This is a genomic window from Tepidisphaeraceae bacterium (assembly GCA_035998445.1).
In the GTDB taxonomy this organism is placed as follows: Bacteria; Planctomycetota; Phycisphaerae; order Tepidisphaerales; family Tepidisphaeraceae; genus DASYHQ01.
Map to the genome: position 1 here is coordinate 1 of DASYHQ010000039.1, position 16,308 is coordinate 16,308.

16 protein-coding genes are annotated in these 16,308 nt (G+C 62.9%); 8 read left to right on the forward strand and 8 right to left on the reverse strand.

What is annotated here, in order from left to right; translation table 11 throughout:
- Positions 1-271 precede the first annotated feature (271 nt).
- The 8 genes from VGN72_15335 (at position 272) to VGN72_15370 (ending at position 5,140) form a co-directional block, all read left to right on the forward strand.
- Complete coding sequence (locus tag VGN72_15335; GenBank protein HEV7300738.1) at positions 272-616, forward strand: hypothetical protein; 345 nt, start codon at positions 272-274, stop codon at positions 614-616.
- A gap of 309 nt (positions 617-925) precedes the next feature.
- Positions 926-1,537, forward strand: a complete 612-nt coding sequence (locus VGN72_15340) for a hypothetical protein (protein ID HEV7300739.1) — start codon at positions 926-928, stop codon at positions 1,535-1,537.
- A gap of 495 nt (positions 1,538-2,032) precedes the next feature.
- Positions 2,033-2,404 (forward strand): hypothetical protein, encoded by a 372-nt coding sequence (locus VGN72_15345; GenBank protein ID HEV7300740.1) that lies wholly within the window; start codon positions 2,033-2,035, stop codon positions 2,402-2,404.
- A 113-nt stretch (positions 2,405-2,517) separates the two neighbouring features.
- The gene (locus VGN72_15350) at positions 2,518-3,078 is read left to right on the forward strand and encodes a hypothetical protein (protein ID HEV7300741.1); all 561 of its coding nucleotides are present in this window, start codon (positions 2,518-2,520) and stop codon (positions 3,076-3,078) included.
- A 125-nt stretch (positions 3,079-3,203) separates the two neighbouring features.
- A complete protein-coding gene (locus tag VGN72_15355; GenBank protein HEV7300742.1) occupies positions 3,204-3,593 on the forward strand; it encodes a hypothetical protein in 390 nt (129 codons plus the stop codon).
- Between the two features lie 112 nt (positions 3,594-3,705).
- The gene (locus VGN72_15360) at positions 3,706-4,236 is read left to right on the forward strand and encodes an HAD family hydrolase (GenBank protein ID HEV7300743.1); all 531 of its coding nucleotides are present in this window, start codon (positions 3,706-3,708) and stop codon (positions 4,234-4,236) included.
- 122 nt (positions 4,237-4,358) lie between these two features.
- Complete coding sequence (locus tag VGN72_15365; protein ID HEV7300744.1) at positions 4,359-4,682, forward strand: hypothetical protein; 324 nt, start codon at positions 4,359-4,361, stop codon at positions 4,680-4,682.
- 98 nt (positions 4,683-4,780) lie between these two features.
- Positions 4,781-5,140, forward strand: coding sequence for a hypothetical protein (locus tag VGN72_15370; GenBank protein HEV7300745.1), 360 nt, complete (start codon positions 4,781-4,783; stop codon positions 5,138-5,140).
- 98 nt (positions 5,141-5,238) lie between these two features.
- Here VGN72_15370 and VGN72_15375 read toward each other — a convergent pair whose 3' ends face one another.
- The 8 genes from VGN72_15375 to VGN72_15410 all read right to left on the reverse strand — a co-directional run bounded on the left by VGN72_15375 (position 5,239) and on the right by VGN72_15410 (position 16,304).
- On the reverse strand, positions 5,239-6,018 hold the full coding sequence (locus VGN72_15375) for a hypothetical protein (GenBank protein ID HEV7300746.1): 780 nt from the start codon (positions 6,016-6,018) through the stop codon (positions 5,239-5,241).
- A 338-nt stretch (positions 6,019-6,356) separates the two neighbouring features.
- Entirely contained in the window at positions 6,357-7,067 is a 711-nt protein-coding gene (locus VGN72_15380) for a hypothetical protein (GenBank protein HEV7300747.1), read from the reverse strand.
- 200 nt (positions 7,068-7,267) lie between these two features.
- The gene (gene sthA / locus VGN72_15385; GenBank protein ID HEV7300748.1) at positions 7,268-8,680 is read right to left on the reverse strand and encodes a Si-specific NAD(P)(+) transhydrogenase; all 1,413 of its coding nucleotides are present in this window, start codon (positions 8,678-8,680) and stop codon (positions 7,268-7,270) included.
- Positions 8,681-8,880: 200 nt separating this feature from the next.
- The gene (locus VGN72_15390) at positions 8,881-10,455 is read right to left on the reverse strand and encodes a hypothetical protein (GenBank protein ID HEV7300749.1); all 1,575 of its coding nucleotides are present in this window, start codon (positions 10,453-10,455) and stop codon (positions 8,881-8,883) included.
- Between the two features lie 107 nt (positions 10,456-10,562).
- Complete coding sequence (locus tag VGN72_15395) at positions 10,563-11,867, reverse strand: AAA family ATPase (GenBank protein HEV7300750.1); 1,305 nt, start codon at positions 11,865-11,867, stop codon at positions 10,563-10,565.
- Between the two features lie 374 nt (positions 11,868-12,241).
- A complete protein-coding gene (locus VGN72_15400; protein ID HEV7300751.1) occupies positions 12,242-13,537 on the reverse strand; it encodes a nucleoside-diphosphate sugar epimerase/dehydratase in 1,296 nt (431 codons plus the stop codon).
- A gap of 973 nt (positions 13,538-14,510) precedes the next feature.
- Positions 14,511-15,623, reverse strand: coding sequence for a Gfo/Idh/MocA family oxidoreductase (locus VGN72_15405; protein HEV7300752.1), 1,113 nt, complete (start codon positions 15,621-15,623; stop codon positions 14,511-14,513).
- Between the two features lie 36 nt (positions 15,624-15,659).
- Complete coding sequence (locus VGN72_15410; protein ID HEV7300753.1) at positions 15,660-16,304, reverse strand: ribonuclease HI family protein; 645 nt, start codon at positions 16,302-16,304, stop codon at positions 15,660-15,662.
- Positions 16,305-16,308 lie beyond the last annotated feature (4 nt).

Below are 16,308 nucleotides of genomic sequence, written 5' to 3' on the forward strand. Positions count from 1 at the left end.
GTCCGCTAGTACGCCTGCGGACCGATTCGCGTTCCGACGGAAAATGGTCCGCAGGGGTACCAGCGGACCCTACGAGACTGCAGACGCCCGTCCCCCGCCAGTTCCACACCACGGGCGGCGTACCGCCCGTGGCACCCGGCACGATAACATCCCGCCCGCCGCAGCCGGTCGCCGCGCGGTTAACCCTTGATCCCCAACACGTCCCATCTCATAATCCGACCCAACGGACGGCATACTGATCTGCGCGCGCCGGTCAGATTGTTCACTAGTAATGCAGCAGCAGGCCCCTGACATCACTTCGAACGACCTGATCGACTACCTGATGCAGCACTTCGGGCGGTTTGTCTCGGCCGACGAGAACCATGCGTTTTACCGCTACGTGATGTATGGGCCGCATGACCCAGGTCCGCCGGACTCTGGTGGCCTGGACGAGCCTGGCCTGGTCGTGAGACAATTACTGGCGGACGGATCGATCGAGTTCAAGCGGCGCATCGCTGAGCGCATTCTGCGAGAGCACGGGGACGCCGTGTTCTTGAATCTCTGCCCGCGCTGTCGGGGACTGTGCCGGACTCCGAAGGCGCTTCAGTGCTTCCGATGCGGTCACAGTTGGGAATAAGGATAAGGGGAAATAAGGATAAGGGGACATCACTCAAATTTGGGATTTGAGTGATGTCCCCTTATCTATTCCCCGTCCCTGTGCTTCCCCACCGACCGCCATTACACACAGACAGGTACCACCCTGTGCCACCCGCCGCGCCGATCATCAAGCCGCCCCCGCCCCGCCCGCACGATAGCATCCCGCCCGCCGCAGCCGGTCGCCGCGCGGTTAACCCTTGTCCCCAACACGTCCCATCTCATAATCCGACCCAACGGACGGCATACTGATCTGCGCGCGCCGGTCAGATTGTTCACTAGTTATGTGGCCATGGCCGAACGTCTCGTGAATCTTCGGCTGGTACACGGAGACGCCCGCGAGGTCCGAGCTGGGATGGCGGTCATCGGTCAGCGCAGTCCTGCGCACACATGGCTGGAGTCATGCGGACATTCGTTTCAGCCGGCGGACCTCAAGGCCAGTCACGCCAGGGCATTGTGGTGCTCGCCAGGTGAGCCGTGGGAACATGTAATATCGATCAGACCTCGAATCGGTCATGTCACGCAAACACGACTGTCTCATGACGTTCACGACGCGATCGGCTGGGGTTTGCGGCGTTGGCCAGTGAACGATGTCGTGATCATACCGCTCTTCTGGCGCGAGCCGGAGTTGGTCTCGTTCAACATCCTGCTTGCACTGTGGATATTGTCGTTCTCGCCGAAGCATAGGGTTGGGCGTGAACGACTGGACGTAACCTTCACAATCGCGTCGCTTGATTCCGTTGAACCGTTTGATTTCTGGCTGCGTGACGAGTGCCGTCAACTAAGAGCGGGAATTTCGAAGCTGATTATCTCGGGCACTGCCGGCGGCGAGTTCGCGCTATTCGCCCGGTTTCAGCCCACGTTCGATCAACCTCGATTCGCGGTCGCCGCCGGAGCCACATAACCAAACGCTGCAATGGACCGGCCCCGCGTTGAGCATTCTGGTAGATTGAAAGTCGGTCGGCGCGGTGCCGGCCATTGAACGTTGGTCCGTTATCCGGCAAAGATGAGCCTCTCGTACCGAACAGTCACGCAGTCCGCCCGGGTGCGCGGAGACATAACCGGCGTATCGGACTGGTTTATTGACGCGCCGCTCCAACGGCCCAACCGTAAGAGCGACATTTGGCACTTCGCGTCGGACGAATTGTGGACGCCTCTTGGAATTCCTTTGCGTGTTTCGGTGACGATCGGTCCGAAGAACTCGCTGCAAGTTTGGTCTGTTCAAACAAAGTTGTTAGAGGTCGGCATCGTAGACCTGACCATCCACGTAGAGCTTTGGCTTCCGACCGATGAGCGTCTCAGGGTGTGGACGGAAGAGAGTCGCACGGCCTCCGCGAATGCCGGATAACCACGCACTGGAACGGACCGGCCGGGCGGGTCGGTCCTTGTGAATCGTCAAATGGTCGAGCGCCCGGCCGGCCGTTCAATGCTGGTCCGTTATATCGCGGAGTCTATTCCCTTGTCGGAGCCGTTAACGAACCTGATCGACGTCCTGATCCGCACGCGGCAATTGCTGCTGCTGCCGGAGAACGACTTCTGTTGGTCACGATGGGACGACGCCGAATCCGCCGTCCGGGACATCGACGGGTTCATCCGAGTCTTACGCGAAGGAGACCTTCCGCCCAGGATGGACCTGAGCATCCTCTTCGCTCCGACGGGTTCGATACAGGACGTCAGTTTGAGTAGCGGTTGGGGCGACGAATTCATCGCCCTGTCGGAACAGTTCGACCGTGCGGAAGAAAGAGCGTACGGCCGCGCGGCCGCGGGATAACCCCGCACTGCAACGGACCGGCCGGGCGGAACGGTCCTTGTGATTCCAACGCGGCTCGGTGCCCGGCCGGCCGTTGAATGCTGGTCCGTTAAACCTTCTCTAAACGAGGTCCCATGCGTTTTGCTGCTCTTTCGATCGCGTGCCTGCTTGTCGTGAGTCTCTTGCCACCGGCGGTGTTCGTGCGAGCGGCCGAGGAGCCCGGGCAGTCACAGATTACCGTCCGGCCCGGCGGCGATTTGACGGCGCAGGAGTTGGCCACTCTTCTCGACGCGCACGTATGGAAGCTGAACGTATCTCTCCCCGAGGGCGCGAAGGAAGTTTCCATCAGGCTTGATCAGCAAGCCAACGGAAAGGATCGCGTCGGTTTTGGCGCCGGCATTAACACGCCACTGATGGCGGATACGAAGCGTGAGGTGCTTATCGCCATTGTCCCGATCGGCGGCGGCCTCTCGGAAGCCGAGAAAGTGCGGGTGACGATCATTGGATTCGGCATGGTGGCAAGTAGAACGGATGACAACCCGCTGCGCAAGCTCGGCATCGGAGGACCGGTGGGATCGCCTGAAGCAGCGGGTGATGGGACCTTCAACCTAATAGGCGGCTATGAAGGCGGCAACATTTCCAGCCCGGTTTCCAAGGCGGACAGGGTCATTTCTCTTAAAATCGAGACCCGGTGACGGCGAGAAGGTATGACCCGCCGTTGCACTGGACCGCGGCCGCGAAGCGTTTACTCTAATTCGAACGGTCGTCGGCGCGGCCGCGGCCAGTGAACGGCAATCCGTTATGTGCCGGAGGAGCCCGCGTGGCTGACGAGCTGCTGCAAGCTGACGAGGTCGTGGCACAACTGTCCGGTGGCGAGTGCGCTGTCGTTCACGAGGCGACGGGGACGGAAGTCTGGATCTTCCACGAGGCCGGCAACGGGTCCGAGCCATACCACATCAAGGCGCCCCTCCCCGACGTCCCGAAGCGAGCCGTCTTAGTGCAAGCCCTGCCGCTCGGGTTCGCTTTAACGTCCGACGATTCGTCGCTCGGGCCAGTCTTCCAACTGCAACGGCGGTGCTTCGGCGTCCGAGCGGCGGCACACAAGGCGCTGGGTCTGGCAAGGATTCTTGCCGGCGCGCCGTCCGATGCGCGGCTATGGATCACGACGACCGAGTACGACAATCGAGAGCCGCCGACGCCCGGCACATAACCCGCCAATGCACCGGACCGGGCCGGCGGTATAGTTTCTGTCGGTCGAACGCGGCTCGGTGCCGGCCGGCCGGTGATCGGCCCTACGTTATATCGCGGGGGAGCGGTCCTCGATGTCCAAGCAACTTCTCATCCTCGACGTGGACGAGACGCTCGTCTACGCCGACGAGAAGCCGCTAGCACGCGCCCCTGAATTCCGTGTCGGTCCGTTCCACGTCTACCGGCGTCCGTTCCTTCGCGAGTTCGTCACGGCCGTCGCCGATTGGTTCGACCTAGCCGTATGGTCCTCGGCCTCTGGCTCGTACGTTCATGGCGTCGTTGAGAACGTATTTGGTGTGCCGAACGCACTACGTTTCGTCTGGGCGTGCGACCGATGCACGCGGCGATATCATGCCGAGTTGCAGGAGCACTATTACGCGAAGAATCTATCAAAGCTTCGGAAGCTCGGGTTCGAGCTCGAACGGATTCTGATGGTGGACGATTCACCAGAGAAGCTTTCACAGCACTACGGCAATCACATCCGCGTGTCTCTGTTCACGGGCGACGAGTCAGATACCGAATTGCGAGATTTGCTGCCGTTTCTCGACTCGCTGCGAACCGCCGAGAACGTTCGGCAGATTGAGAAGCGATTCTGGCGGCAGTGACGTAGGGTCCGCCGGTACTCCTGCGGACCGTTCCCGTCCCCGACCGAGAGGCGGTCCGCAGGAGTACCAGCGGACCCTACAAGACTGGGTAATACGTCTACGGGGACGATATAATAGTAGTTATGCAGCACGAGGCGACTGCTCCCCCGACGCTGCCGTACGGCACGCCGCCGCGAAGCCGCAGGTGGCGCGTGTTCGCGTTTCTGATCGGTGGCAGCGTCGCGCAGTTTGCGCTGCTGCTCGTGCTCTCGTCTTATCGAGAGGTACGGTGGGTTGATCGGGTGGCGTGGGTGCTAGAGTGTCCGCTGTTTCGGATCATGTGGGACCTCGGCCTGCCTGTCACGAACACCAACGGCTACGCGCTCGGCCTGTTGAACGGCCTTTGCTGGTCGTCGTTCGCGGTCCTGGTCGTATGGTTGGTGCGGCGTGCGCGACGTGCTGCATAACCCGCCAATGCACCGGACCGTGCCGGCGGTATAGTTGCTGTCGGTCGGATGCGGCGCGGCGCCGGCTCGGCCACTGATCGGCCTCTCGTTATCCCGCTATGGCATCATTAATCGCCATCACTTCCGGCGCGGCGGACGGAGGGCTGCTAGCGCTCTGTCTCTTTGGGGTCGCCCCTGTCGCCCTGTTTGTACACTTGCTTGTGCGTCGGTTCGTTTTCGTCTCGCTGGTGATTTCGCTCGTGTTCGGCCTGTTTCTGCTTGGCCTCTGGCTCTATTTTGATGCAGGGGTTCCCGGGAGGAGATGGGTGAGCTTTCGGCTGGTGTGGGTCGGTTTCATAATCGCGATGGTCGTTAGCGCAATCGCAGGAATCCCCACGCTACTCGTCGGCGCATTCGGCGGTCCGAGAAGGCGGGATAAACAGCCGCTGCAGCGGACCGGCGACGAGGGTAAACTGTAGTGACGTAGGGTCCGCCGGTACACCTGCGGACCGTTCCCGTCCCCGACCGAGAGGCGGTCCGCAGGAGTACCAGCGGACCCTACAAGACTGGTTGTCTTTCAATCGGCGATCAGCGGCCGCGGTAGCCATTTGCTTTCGTATCGCATGTTGGCCCCGTCTCGGATTGCGAGCTTCGCGAACACGGCTTCGACGTATGGCCAGAAGAAGTGCTCATGCTTCTTGGCGACGTCGATTTCCGTCTCGCCCGTCGGTAACACAGCAAGCGCCCCCTCACGCTCGGCGATCCTCCAATGCTTCTCCGCACCGGTCCGGACGGCTTTCTTGAGCGAGGCGTAGTCCCGGCGGACGAATGCATCCACGATGGCTGGAGATGGCCACGCGAACGTGCGATCCGGCTTGTATTTCGCAAACTTCGCCGCCTGATCCCGTACCCGATCGTCGTCACCCAACACCCGGCCGGCGAGGATTCCCGTCCAGCTCTCGTGGAACTGATACCGGCTCGACTCGTCGGCGATGAACACCTTCTCCGCGACGCTTTCGGCTAACGCGACGTCGTCAGACAGGATGGCGCATTGCAACCAGAAGCTATCGAAACATTCTCGCAGTGCCCGGCCGGGCGCAAACGGGTGCACGTCGATCACCTTCGCGGCGCTGAGCGCAATCGCGCGAAGCACGTCATGCGAAGCATTGCGATCTTGGGAGCGATGCCACTCCAGGAACGCATAGTTGATCGCCGCACGGCATGCATGCATCGGCGGAGCCAGCCCCAGAGTCTCTACCGCTGTAAAACGCGGCTCGGGGAGGTCGACGCGAGAGAATGCGCGGAACAACTCCAACCGATTCCCGATGTTCTTGAATACGAGGTCCTTGCCAGCCATGGATCCCACCGTCCTACACGCTATACGCGCAAACTGTTCGTCCCCCGGTAGGTGGCACCGTGTGGGTACGGCCAACGGATGGGTGGATGGCTGCCGATGCCATTCTACCGCGTCGACGCATGGCGGGCCGCACGATCGCACAGGTTGCGCGTACACAACCTGTACCACCCAGCCGCCTGTGAAGGCAAAAAAGGTTATTCCCACTCGATCGTCGCCGGCGGTTTGCTGCTGATGTCGTACACGGTCGGAGATAAAGGGGTCGGGAGTCTATAATGCGGTGGAACAATGACTCCCGCCCCCTTGGTTGTCCCTTCCCCCGACAGCGGATAAGGACCAGCCTACTGGTCTCTGCCACCCGCCGGCCGTCGCAGCAGCAGCAGCACGGCGGTCCCACCGATGAAGGTGAGCGTTGCCGGCTCGGGCACGGACGTGCCGTTCAGTCCGATCGACTGCGCGAACGCGGCGCCCGCGTCATAGTTCAGGTCGAAAAAGTTGGAGTTGCGCAGGCTTGGCCCGGTGCTGGTGCCGATGCTGTTGGCACGCTCGGTCGAGGCGAGCAACAGGCGATTCTGCGTTTGCGAGAACGGCGTGAAGGCCACCCAGTAGTCCCCGGCCGGCAACGTGAGCGCCGCCGGTAACGAGGCCGTCAGGCTCGCCACGGGGTAGAGGTCGAAGATCACCATTTCACCCGTGAAGGCGGCCGACGCCGACGTGGTTCCGCTGGCGATCACGGTGCCGCCGTTGCCCGCGGACATGCCTTGGCGGATGTCGAATCGCCCCTGCGTGATCGCGCCGACCGACTCGCCGTCCTGCACGACGATGTTGGCGAACAGCCCCTGCACCGTCCACGTCTGGCTGGCGGGCACGGTGAAGGCGTTGTAGTTGCGGTCGAAGTAGTTCGCCGGGCTCTCGTAGTTCGGCGCGTGCCCCTGAAAGGTGGCCTTGCTGACGTCCCCGCCGTAGAACAACACCGCCGCCGACACGTGCGACGTCGCCATCGTCCAGGCGACGATCCCACCGCCCAACATCCACTTCCACGCGCTTCGCATCACGTTCCTTTCGGTAATCATCAAAGAAGGCCCACCCTAGCGGGCCCATCAATAGACTACTAAAGCAACGCGATAAAGTATTGCAAGACTTTGTTGCAAACCCCAGCAGTAATGTAGGGTGGGCACCGCCCACCGTTTCCCCCTTCAGTCATCATCATTAGCGGTGGGCGGTGCCACCCTACCGGCCCGCATCTTCCGCTTCACACGTGCCGCAGCTTGTTCAACCCGTTGAGCGCCGCGACCTTGTAGGCCTCGGCGAGGGTGGGGTAGTTGAAGACGTTGTTGACGAAGAAGTCGACGGCGCCGTCGAAGGCCATGACGGCCTGGCCGATGTGGATGAGTTCCGTCGCGCCGGTGCCGATGGCGTGGACGCCGAGGATCTTGTGGGTTTCCTGGTGGATGAGGAGCTTGAGCATGCCCTCGTAGTCGCCGAGCAGTTGGCCGCGGGCCAGTTCCTTGTACTGGGCGATGCCGGCCTCGTAGGGGATGCCGGCGTCGGTGAGTTGCTTCTCGGTGCGGCCGACCATGCTGATCTCGGGGATGGCGTAGATGCCGTAGGGGAACAGCTCGGGCAGCGACTTGGTGGGCACGCCGAACGCGTGGCAGACGGCCAGGCGGCCCTGTTCCATGGCGGTGCTGGCGAGCGCGGGGAAGCCGATGACGTCGCCGGCGGCGTAGATGTGCGGGACCTCGGTCTGGTACTTGTCGTTGACGTGCAGGCGCTCGCGGTCGTCGGCGTGCAGGCCGGCCTTGTCCAGTTGCAGCGCGGCGGTCGTGCCCTGCCGGCCGACGGCGTAGAGCAGGGCGCTGGCGCGCAGGTGCTTGCCGCTTTCTAGCGTCGCCTCGACCGAGGGGCCATGCAGCGGGCCTTCGCCGGTGGCGATCTTCTCAATCTTGGCGACCTTCTCGCCCATGCGCAGCGTGATGCCGGCGCGGCGCATGTGGTACTGGAAGGCTTCGGTGATCTCGTCGTCCAGGAAGCCCAAGACGCTGGTGCGGCCCTCGACGAGCGTCACCTTCACGCCGAGCGTGGCCATCATGCAGGCGTATTCGACACCGATGACGCCCCCGCCGACGACGATGAGCGTGCGCGGGAGCTCGTCGAGCTTCAGCAGGCCATCGGACGTGAAGACGTGGCCGGCTTCGAACGGCACGTTGCGCGGCGTGGCGGGCCGGGTGCCGGTGGCGATGACGAAGATGTCGGCCTCGACGATCTCGAAGTCGTTGGGCCGATCGACGCGCAGGCGCTTGGGGCTTTCGAACTTGGCGTCGCCCCAGATCAGCTCGACCTGGTTGCGGTCGAACTGGTCGCGGATAAGGTTCAGTTCGTTGTAGATGACCTGCTTGCTGACGTAGATGAGGTCGGAGACGGTGATGTTCTTCTTGACGCGGCCACTCTCGCCGCCGAACAGGCTGCGCGTGTTGGCGCCGGTGAGGTGCAGCACGGCCTCGCGCAGCGACTTCGACGGCACGGTGCCGGTGTTGATCGACGCCCCGCCGACGACGTTGTTCTTTTCAATGATGCAGACTTTTTTGCCCAGCTTGGCCGCCTGAATGGCGGCCTTCTGGCCGGCGGGCCCGGTTCCGATGACGGCACAGTCGAATTGGCGCATAAGGTTGATTAGCCCGGTGGAGGTTCCTTGGGCCAATCATAGGCGCGGGGAAGGGGGATGCCAGTTTCCGGCCCCTCTCCCGGTACTCCGGGAGAGGCTGGGTGAGGGTGATTCGAACTGCTGACGGTTCGTGTTATTCGCAATCACCCTCACCCTAGCCCTCTCCCGGAGTACCGGGAGAGGGGACCAGATAGTGAGTTTCAGGCCGCTTGGAGCAGCAGGCCGGTCTTTGTGCCCCACCGCAGCTTGCGGTAGGCCTGCACCATCACGTGGCTGCTTTGCAGCAGCGGTTGGAGCGTGTCGGCGGACAGATCGGACTGGTCGACGATCAGCCGCAGGCGCGGCAGTGGGTGGGCGTCGATCGACAGTTGGGGCAGCGCCATCGCCACCAGGCCGCGGTTCTCAATCAGCCAGTTATACGCACGGCCGATGAGCTTCAGGTCGCCCAACCCCGTGCGGGCGGCGGCCAGCAGGACCAGGCCATGGTTACGATCGACGGCCAGGCGGGCTTCGGGGCACATGGGCGGGCGGACGGCGCACTCGACGAGCGAGCCGGCCTCGTGCTGCACGATGGCCGACAGCAGCGAACCGGGGGAGGCGTCGGTGCCGGTGAGGTCGACGACGTCTTCGATGACTTCCATTTTGTCCGCCACGGGTTGTACGAGTTTGAACGGGTCGGTCTGGCCCACCAGCGGCGCGATCGCGCGGGCCGGCGCGGTGCCTGCTGGCGCGGGGCCCGTGGGGGTGGATGGGACCATTCGCGGGGCATCCATCGGGATGTCGGCGATGTGGCGGACGCTTTCGCCGGGTGGCAGGGGTTCGTCGCTCACCAGCGCGGCCAGCTCGGCCTCGTCGGTCTCGCTGGTCACGTGCAGTTCCTCGGCGATGCTCGAGAGGAAGTGCCCCACGATCTCCCAATGCGTCACGGCGTCGCTGCCGTCACTTGCACTGCGGGCGCGAAGCAGGGGCAGTTCGATGAAGTTGTTGACCGCCGACACGCGGGGCTCGCAGTCGATCGGCCACTTTAAGAACTGCTGGCAGACACTGGCCAGCTTGGCGAAGACGCGGTCCGACTCTTCATCATCGTCGCCAATGGTTGCCAGCGACAGGCACGGCGCGTTGGCCTTCGATTCAGCGTCCATCGTCGCTGCGGGGCGGAACTCCGTCAGCCCCTTCAGCGTGCGGTAGCAGGCGACGACGCCGTCGTGGTCGCAGGTGCTCAGCAGCAGCCACTGCCCGATCTGGCCCAGGATCTGCCGCGCCTCGGGCGAACGGGGGTTGGGCAGCAGGACGAGCCACTGCACGACATCTTCGTGCAGCTCGTTCATCGCGTCGGCCACGTGCGAGAGGTCGCATTCCTGCCCAAGCACAGGAATAGCGACCGGGTCGGTCGAGGTCGAAGCTTCATCGCCCTCCGTGGCGAGTTCGAAGCTCGACAGGCGCAGCTCCGCTGCGTCCAACTCGATCAACCCAACGCGCCCCACCCGGCTGGCCAGGTGTCGCGCGTATTCCTTCACCCGATCGAACTGCGACGAGCCAAGATGGTTGGCCAGCACCGCCGTCACGGGCACGTGGCGGATGGGGGCGTCGGCCGGTGCGCCGCACATCTGGGCGAACTCCTCGGGCGTCAGGTCGATGCTGACGTCCAGCTTCTTCCCGCCCGGCGGCACCCGCGTTGGCCGTGGTGCGCCACCGGTCTGCCGGTCGCGCACGCTGCTGAGGAACAGGTGCCCGATCTCGCTGAGGTTCTGATGGGGGTTCGGTTGGTCGGACATGGGAATTTTCGATTTGCGATTTTCGATTTGCGATTGTGAAGTTCGATTAGCGACGCCGACCTGATTCGCACAATCGCAAATCGGCAATCGCAAATCGAAAATCCCAACTACGCCACTTCCACCACGTTGTTCAGTTCACCGAACTCGTTCGACTCGACGGCGGTGTTGTTCGGGTCGTTGAGCCACTGGCCGTCAACGACGAAGCGGTACTTGTAGCGGCCGCGGGGCAGGGGCAGCGTGGTGGTCCACTGGCCGGGGGCCTTGGAGACCAGCGGCGTGCCGACCAGTGACCAGCCGTTGAAGTCGCCGGCGATCTGCACCTTGCGGGCCGAGTCGAAGCGGGCGGAGAAAAGGACCTCTTCACCCACCTGCTTCACGCCGTAGAAGTCTTCGATCTTCTGTTCGGTCGACTTCGCGGGTGCCGGGGTGACCGTGGCGGTTGGGTGGCCGAAGATCGACGTGCGCGGTGCAATCTCGGGCCGTTCGAGCACGGCAGTATTCGATTCGGTGATGACGGCGGGTGCCGCAGCGGTCATGCCGCCGCGACCAAACTGGATGTTCGTCAGTTGCGCCAGCGCCTTGGCCCGCTGAACCAGTTCCGCCGGACGCGACATCTTCTCCATCGGCGTCGCTTCCACTTCGCTCGGGCGGTGGCCCATCAGCTCGCGGGCGAGGTTCACGAAGTCCTTGTAGCCACGGCTGCCGGGGTCGTACTCGGTGATCGGCTGGCCGAAGCTGGCGGCCTCCTTCAGCTTCGTGTTGAAGTTGACGGTGCTCTCCATCAGCTGGTCGCGAAACTTGTTGCGCAGCTCGCTCAGCACCTCGCGGGCCAGCTTCGTGCGCGTGTCGTACAGCGTGGGCAGCACGCGGATCAGCACGTCCTTCTCGCACTGCTCCTTCAGCACCTGCAGCGTCTCCATCTGCTTGGCCAGGCCGTGCAAGCTGAAGAAGCCCGTCTCCACGGGCACGATGCATTCGTCACAAGCGCGCAGCGCGTTGAACGTCAGCAGCCCGACGCTCGGCGGGCAGTCGATGATGCACCACTCGTAGCTGTCCTTCACGCCGGCCAGCGCCTTGGTCAGCCGATCCTCGCGACCCACCCGGCCGGCGAAGACCTGCTCGAACGCGCTCAGCTTGATGTTGCTGGGGGCCAGGTCGAAGTCGCTGGCGATCTGCCAGACGACCTCGTTGAGCTTGGCGACCTTGCCATCGCCGGGCTCGATCAGCGCGTCGTAGATCGTGCGCTCGATCTGCTCCTCCGGCACCGCCAGCCCGACGCCGCAGTGACCCTGAGGGTCGATGTCGACGAGGAGCGTCTTCTGTCCCAGGCGCGCCAGACAGGCGGCCAGATTGATCGCGGTGGTCGTCTTCCCACAACCGCCCTTTTGATTGATGATCGCTACGATTCGCATCTCAAACCTTCCTTGGTTTGCCGCCGGCGCGCACGCCATGCGGAAAGTTCGCCAGTCCCTTGGCCCCTGAGTTTCTAAGAATGGACGGAATGCCCGGTTCCGATAATCACATCGGTGGACGGCCTGTGGAAACTTGAGAAAAGCTTTGTTTAAGCGTTGCCAGGGCAGGTTGTCGTACGTGTATTTGCGGTGCGGCAGATGTGGATAAGTCCGAGTTCGACGAAAAACGCGCCACGCGAGGGTGTCCTCCCAAAGGGAGCCTTGCCGACCTGAGGGATCTGGAATGACGAGCGATTCGCGCCAGTGGGAGATCCCTCAGGTCGGCAAGCCTCCCATCGGGATGACAGGCTATGACACGCTCTAGTTCATCGAACTTAGGCCGCCACACTTTCGCTGGACGTTAGCCTCAGTACCGTCGGTACGTCAGCAGCCGGTGCCGGCGCGCCATCCGGCCGATACTCCGGCACGCACCATGAGAGCGCCCGCACCGCATCTGCCCTGCTGCCACGGCTGGCAGTGTCCAACACCGTCAGCATCTGGTCGATCTCGCTCGCCGACGCGGTCGGCAATTGCCAGACGCGAATCATCGGGTGATTCGTCGGCACGGCCCGCTCGTAGTCGCAGGCGAGTTCCTCATACAGCTTCTCGCCCGGCCGAATGCCGCTGAAGCGCACTTCGATGTCGTCGCCGGGCTTCAAGCCGTTTCGGCGGATCAGCTCGTGGGCCAGGTCGAGGATCTTCACCGGCTGGCCCATATCCAGGATGAACACCTCGCCACCGCGCGCGATTGCGCCGGCCTGCATGACCAGCTGGCTGGCCTCGGGGATCATCATGAAGTAGCGCTTCATCTCCGGATGCGTCACCGTCACCGGCCCGCCGGCGTCGATCTGCTTCTGAAAGATCGGCACCACGCTCCCGCTGCTGCCCAGCACGTTGCCAAAGCGGACGGCGACGAAGCGGGTGGGGGAAGTGCCGAATGCCGAATGCCGAGTGCCGAATGAAAATGAAGCAGCGGAAGGGTCTTCCTCTTTCCTTCCACATTCGGCAATGGGCATTCGACATTCAGCATCGTTCAACGACTGCACATACAGCTCCGCCACGCGCTTCGTCGCGCCCATGACACTGGTGGGGTTGACGGCCTTGTCGGTGCTGACCATCACGAACGCGGCGACACCGTGTGCAGCGGCGGCGTCGGCGAGGGTTTTGGTGCCGAAGATGTTGTTCTTGATCGCCTCTCCGGGGTTCAGCTCCATCATGGGCACGTGCTTGTGCGCGGCGCAGTGGAACACCACCTGCGGTTGCTCGGCGGTGAAGATGTCGCCGATCCGGCCGGCGTCGCAGACGTCGGCAACGTACGGGCGAATGTCGGCGCCCATCCAGCGGTCGCGCAGCTCGCGGTCGATCTCGAACAGGGCGTTCTCGGCCCGCTCGACCAGCAATAGCCGCTGCGGACAGAACCGGATCGCCTGCCGGCAGATCTCACTGCCGATGCTGCCGCCCGCCCCGGTCACCATCACCCGTTTGCCGGCCAAAAATCGCTGCAACTCGGGGGTGTCCAGATTTACCGGCGGTCGGCCGAGCAGATCGGACAGGGAAATTGTCGCGCGCGCAGGCGCTGGGTTTCCCTGAAGGAGCCGGCTGACGAAGCTGCGGAAAAGCGATGCGCTCATGCCCGTACTTCGGTTATCGGTTCGCAAGTCGTTTCTGGATCAATTGATCAGGCAATCCGTAACATTTGGGACGCCACGGCGTCGTTGGAAAGCGGCCACGTCTTTACGGAATTTGAGGGCGGTTGCGCTGTTTTTATTGGCCAGGATGCTGCAACCTTTTCCGTCCAGATGCGTTCTAACTATGTCAGTGTTAGCGGGTCTTATCCAGCGACGCGGCCACGAAGGCCAGCCGAAAGGATAAGACGATGAAGACCGAGTTAAGCGACGATTTCGATGCTGCCCGCCCTGCCGGTAGCGCCGTAATGTGGATCGCGATTTTCAGCTACTTCGCTGTGTGCGGCATCCTGCTGGCGATGAACTGATTCGACTTGACTGACCCGCGGTTCGACCGCCTATGATACGAAAATAGCAACGGCACATTGAGAGGCCGGCGGTGGTTCAAGCCGTCGGTTTCTCTACCGGTCCTACCCTCCCCCTGAGGCCCCCAGCGTCTTCCCCGCGCTGGGGGCATTTTTTTGTGCTGTACTTTGGGTCGGAACGCAGAGGCGCGGAGGAAGAGGCGCAGAGTGACGCAGAGAAAGCGCGTTAAGGCTGGCGGACAGATCCCTGTCGCCTCTCCCGCGCTTGTCATCCCGATGGGAGCCTCAGGCGACCTGAGGGATCTCGAACCACGGACGGTTCGCGGCCGTGGGATCCCTCAGGTCGCTACCGCTCCCTTCGGGATGACAGTGCCTTGACCGCTACGATTGAAGTGAGAGTGCTCAAGCCTTTAGAGTGATGCTCTAAGGATCGTGAATAATTCCCGCGTTCGATGAGTTTCGCTGTCCTCCAAGTCTCTCTTCCTTCCGTCATTGAAGTTATCGATAGAAAAAGGGCGACGGTCGCATTCGACCGCCGCCCTCTGCTATCTACCGCAATTTCCTCAGCGTCCTCTGCGACTCCTCTGCGCCTCTGCGTTGAACCCGCAGATCGATCACTCATCCAGCGTGCCGAACGGCAGGTCCGCGGGCATCGCCTTGGGGCGCTCGAACGGAATCGCCGGCGCGATGAACTTGCTGCTGTCGGATGAATCCTGGAAGCCCTGCATCAGTTCGAGCACGCTCAATGCCAAATCGCCGCTGGCGCGGTGCGGGCGGCCACTGCGGATGGCGTAGGCCATGTCGGCGGCGCCGACGCTGCGGCCGTAGCCCTTGACGAACGTGTGCGGCAGGTCGGTCCAGTCGTTGCTGCCCCAGTCGGCGACGCTGACGGTGCCGTCGAACGTGTTGGGGTCCGGCACGCGCATCGTGCCCTTGTCGCCGAAGATCGTGATCGGCTGGTTGCCGTTGTAGTGGGCGCCAGGCGCAGCGAAGCTCTGGATGATCGTGCCGACGACGCCGTTCTCGAACTCGATCAAACCGGTGACGTGGTCGGGCGTCTCAACCTTGATCTTCTTCCCCTTCTTCGGCTCACTGGTGATCGTGCGCTCGGGCACGCCGACGGTGGTCATGCCGCTGATGCGCTTCACCTTGCCGAACATGTTCAGCAGCGCGGTGAGGTAGTACGGCCCCATGTCGAACATGGGCCCGCCGCCCACCTCGTAGTAAAACTCGGGCGACGGGTGCCAGCTTTCGTGACCACGGCCCATCATGAACGCGGTGAACGCGTGCGGCCGACCGATGGCGCCCTCCTCGACCGCCTTGCGAGCGGTCTGAATGCCGGCGCCCATGAACGTGTCGGGCGCGCAGCCGATCTTCACGTTGGCCCTGCGGGCAGCCTCCAGCAGTTGCACGCCTTCAGCAATGTTCACGCCGAGCGGCTTCTCGGCGTACATGTGCTTGCCGGCGGCCACGCACTGCAGGCCAACCGGCACGTGCGCCTTGGGAATCGTGAGGTTGATGACGAGCTCGACCGATTCGTCCTTCAGCAACTCTTCGACCGAGCAGGCCTTGGGAATGCTGTACTGCTCGGCCGCCTTCTTGGCAGCGTCGATGTTCAGGTCGGCGCACGCCACCACTTCCACCATCGGGAAGTTCTTGGCCATGCCGAAATACGCGCCGCTGATCTTGCCGCAACCGATGACGCCGAGCTTTACTGTCTTTGCCATGTCCTGGTTCCACCTGTAAATGTATGGGCGGGAAGTCTACCGCGGGGTGGTCGCGCTCACCATAGCCTGCCCGCACTGGCAGTTGGGTGGCTTCAACTGATGTGGCCGCAATGACGACGGCCGCTTGGTTTCCATGATCGCGCCGCAGCGCATGCACGACCAGACATCACCCGCCTTGGCGGCCTCGGGTGATGGTTCGTCGATCGGCAGCGGCTTGCCACCCCCACCGCTGCCGCCACCAATTTTATCGCCGACGTGATCGGCGTTCGTCACGTCGGCCTTGCGGTCCATGGCGAGGTTGGCCAGCTTGTCGGCCAGCTCATTCTTGTGCCGCAGGTTGTGATGGAATTTCGCCGACTTGAACTGGCGGATGACCTGCTGCGCTTCATCGAAGAGCACGCGCATGTCGGGGCTCTTCACGCGGTAGACGCCGGTCATCTGCTTGATGATCAGTTCTGAATCGCCGGTGATTTTGACCGCCGTCGCGCCGAGTTTCTGCGCTTCCTGCATCGCGGTGATCAGCGCCCGATATTCAGCCACGTTGTTGGTCGCGCGGCCGATGAATCGACCGAGCGTGACGATCGCCGTCCCATCCTCTGCCCGCACCACCACGCCGATTCCCGCCGGGCCTGGATTGCCGCGTGATCCACCGTCAAACTCCAACGTGAGCGTCTCATTCATTGCC

Coding starts and splice junctions, on each gene's coding strand:
- VGN72_15335 (HEV7300738.1), top strand. CDS start 272: ATGCAGCAGCAGGCCCCTGACATCACTTCGAACGACCTGATCGACTAC.
- VGN72_15340 (HEV7300739.1), top strand. CDS start 926: ATGGCCGAACGTCTCGTGAATCTTCGGCTGGTACACGGAGACGCCCGC.
- VGN72_15345 (HEV7300740.1), top strand. CDS start 2,033: ATGGTCGAGCGCCCGGCCGGCCGTTCAATGCTGGTCCGTTATATCGCG.
- VGN72_15350 (HEV7300741.1), top strand. CDS start 2,518: ATGCGTTTTGCTGCTCTTTCGATCGCGTGCCTGCTTGTCGTGAGTCTC.
- VGN72_15360 (HEV7300743.1), top strand. CDS start 3,706: ATGTCCAAGCAACTTCTCATCCTCGACGTGGACGAGACGCTCGTCTAC.
- VGN72_15365 (HEV7300744.1), top strand. CDS start 4,359: ATGCAGCACGAGGCGACTGCTCCCCCGACGCTGCCGTACGGCACGCCG.
- VGN72_15370 (HEV7300745.1), top strand. CDS start 4,781: ATGGCATCATTAATCGCCATCACTTCCGGCGCGGCGGACGGAGGGCTG.
- VGN72_15375 (HEV7300746.1), bottom strand. CDS start 6,018: ATGGCTGGCAAGGACCTCGTATTCAAGAACATCGGGAATCGGTTGGAG.
- VGN72_15380 (HEV7300747.1), bottom strand. CDS start 7,067: ATGCGAAGCGCGTGGAAGTGGATGTTGGGCGGTGGGATCGTCGCCTGG.
- sthA (HEV7300748.1), bottom strand. CDS start 8,680: ATGCGCCAATTCGACTGTGCCGTCATCGGAACCGGGCCCGCCGGCCAG.
- VGN72_15390 (HEV7300749.1), bottom strand. CDS start 10,455: ATGTCCGACCAACCGAACCCCCATCAGAACCTCAGCGAGATCGGGCAC.
- VGN72_15395 (HEV7300750.1), bottom strand. CDS start 11,867: ATGCGAATCGTAGCGATCATCAATCAAAAGGGCGGTTGTGGGAAGACG.
- VGN72_15400 (HEV7300751.1), bottom strand. CDS start 13,537: ATGAGCGCATCGCTTTTCCGCAGCTTCGTCAGCCGGCTCCTTCAGGGA.
- VGN72_15405 (HEV7300752.1), bottom strand. CDS start 15,623: ATGGCAAAGACAGTAAAGCTCGGCGTCATCGGTTGCGGCAAGATCAGC.
- VGN72_15410 (HEV7300753.1), bottom strand. CDS start 16,304: ATGAATGAGACGCTCACGTTGGAGTTTGACGGTGGATCACGCGGCAAT.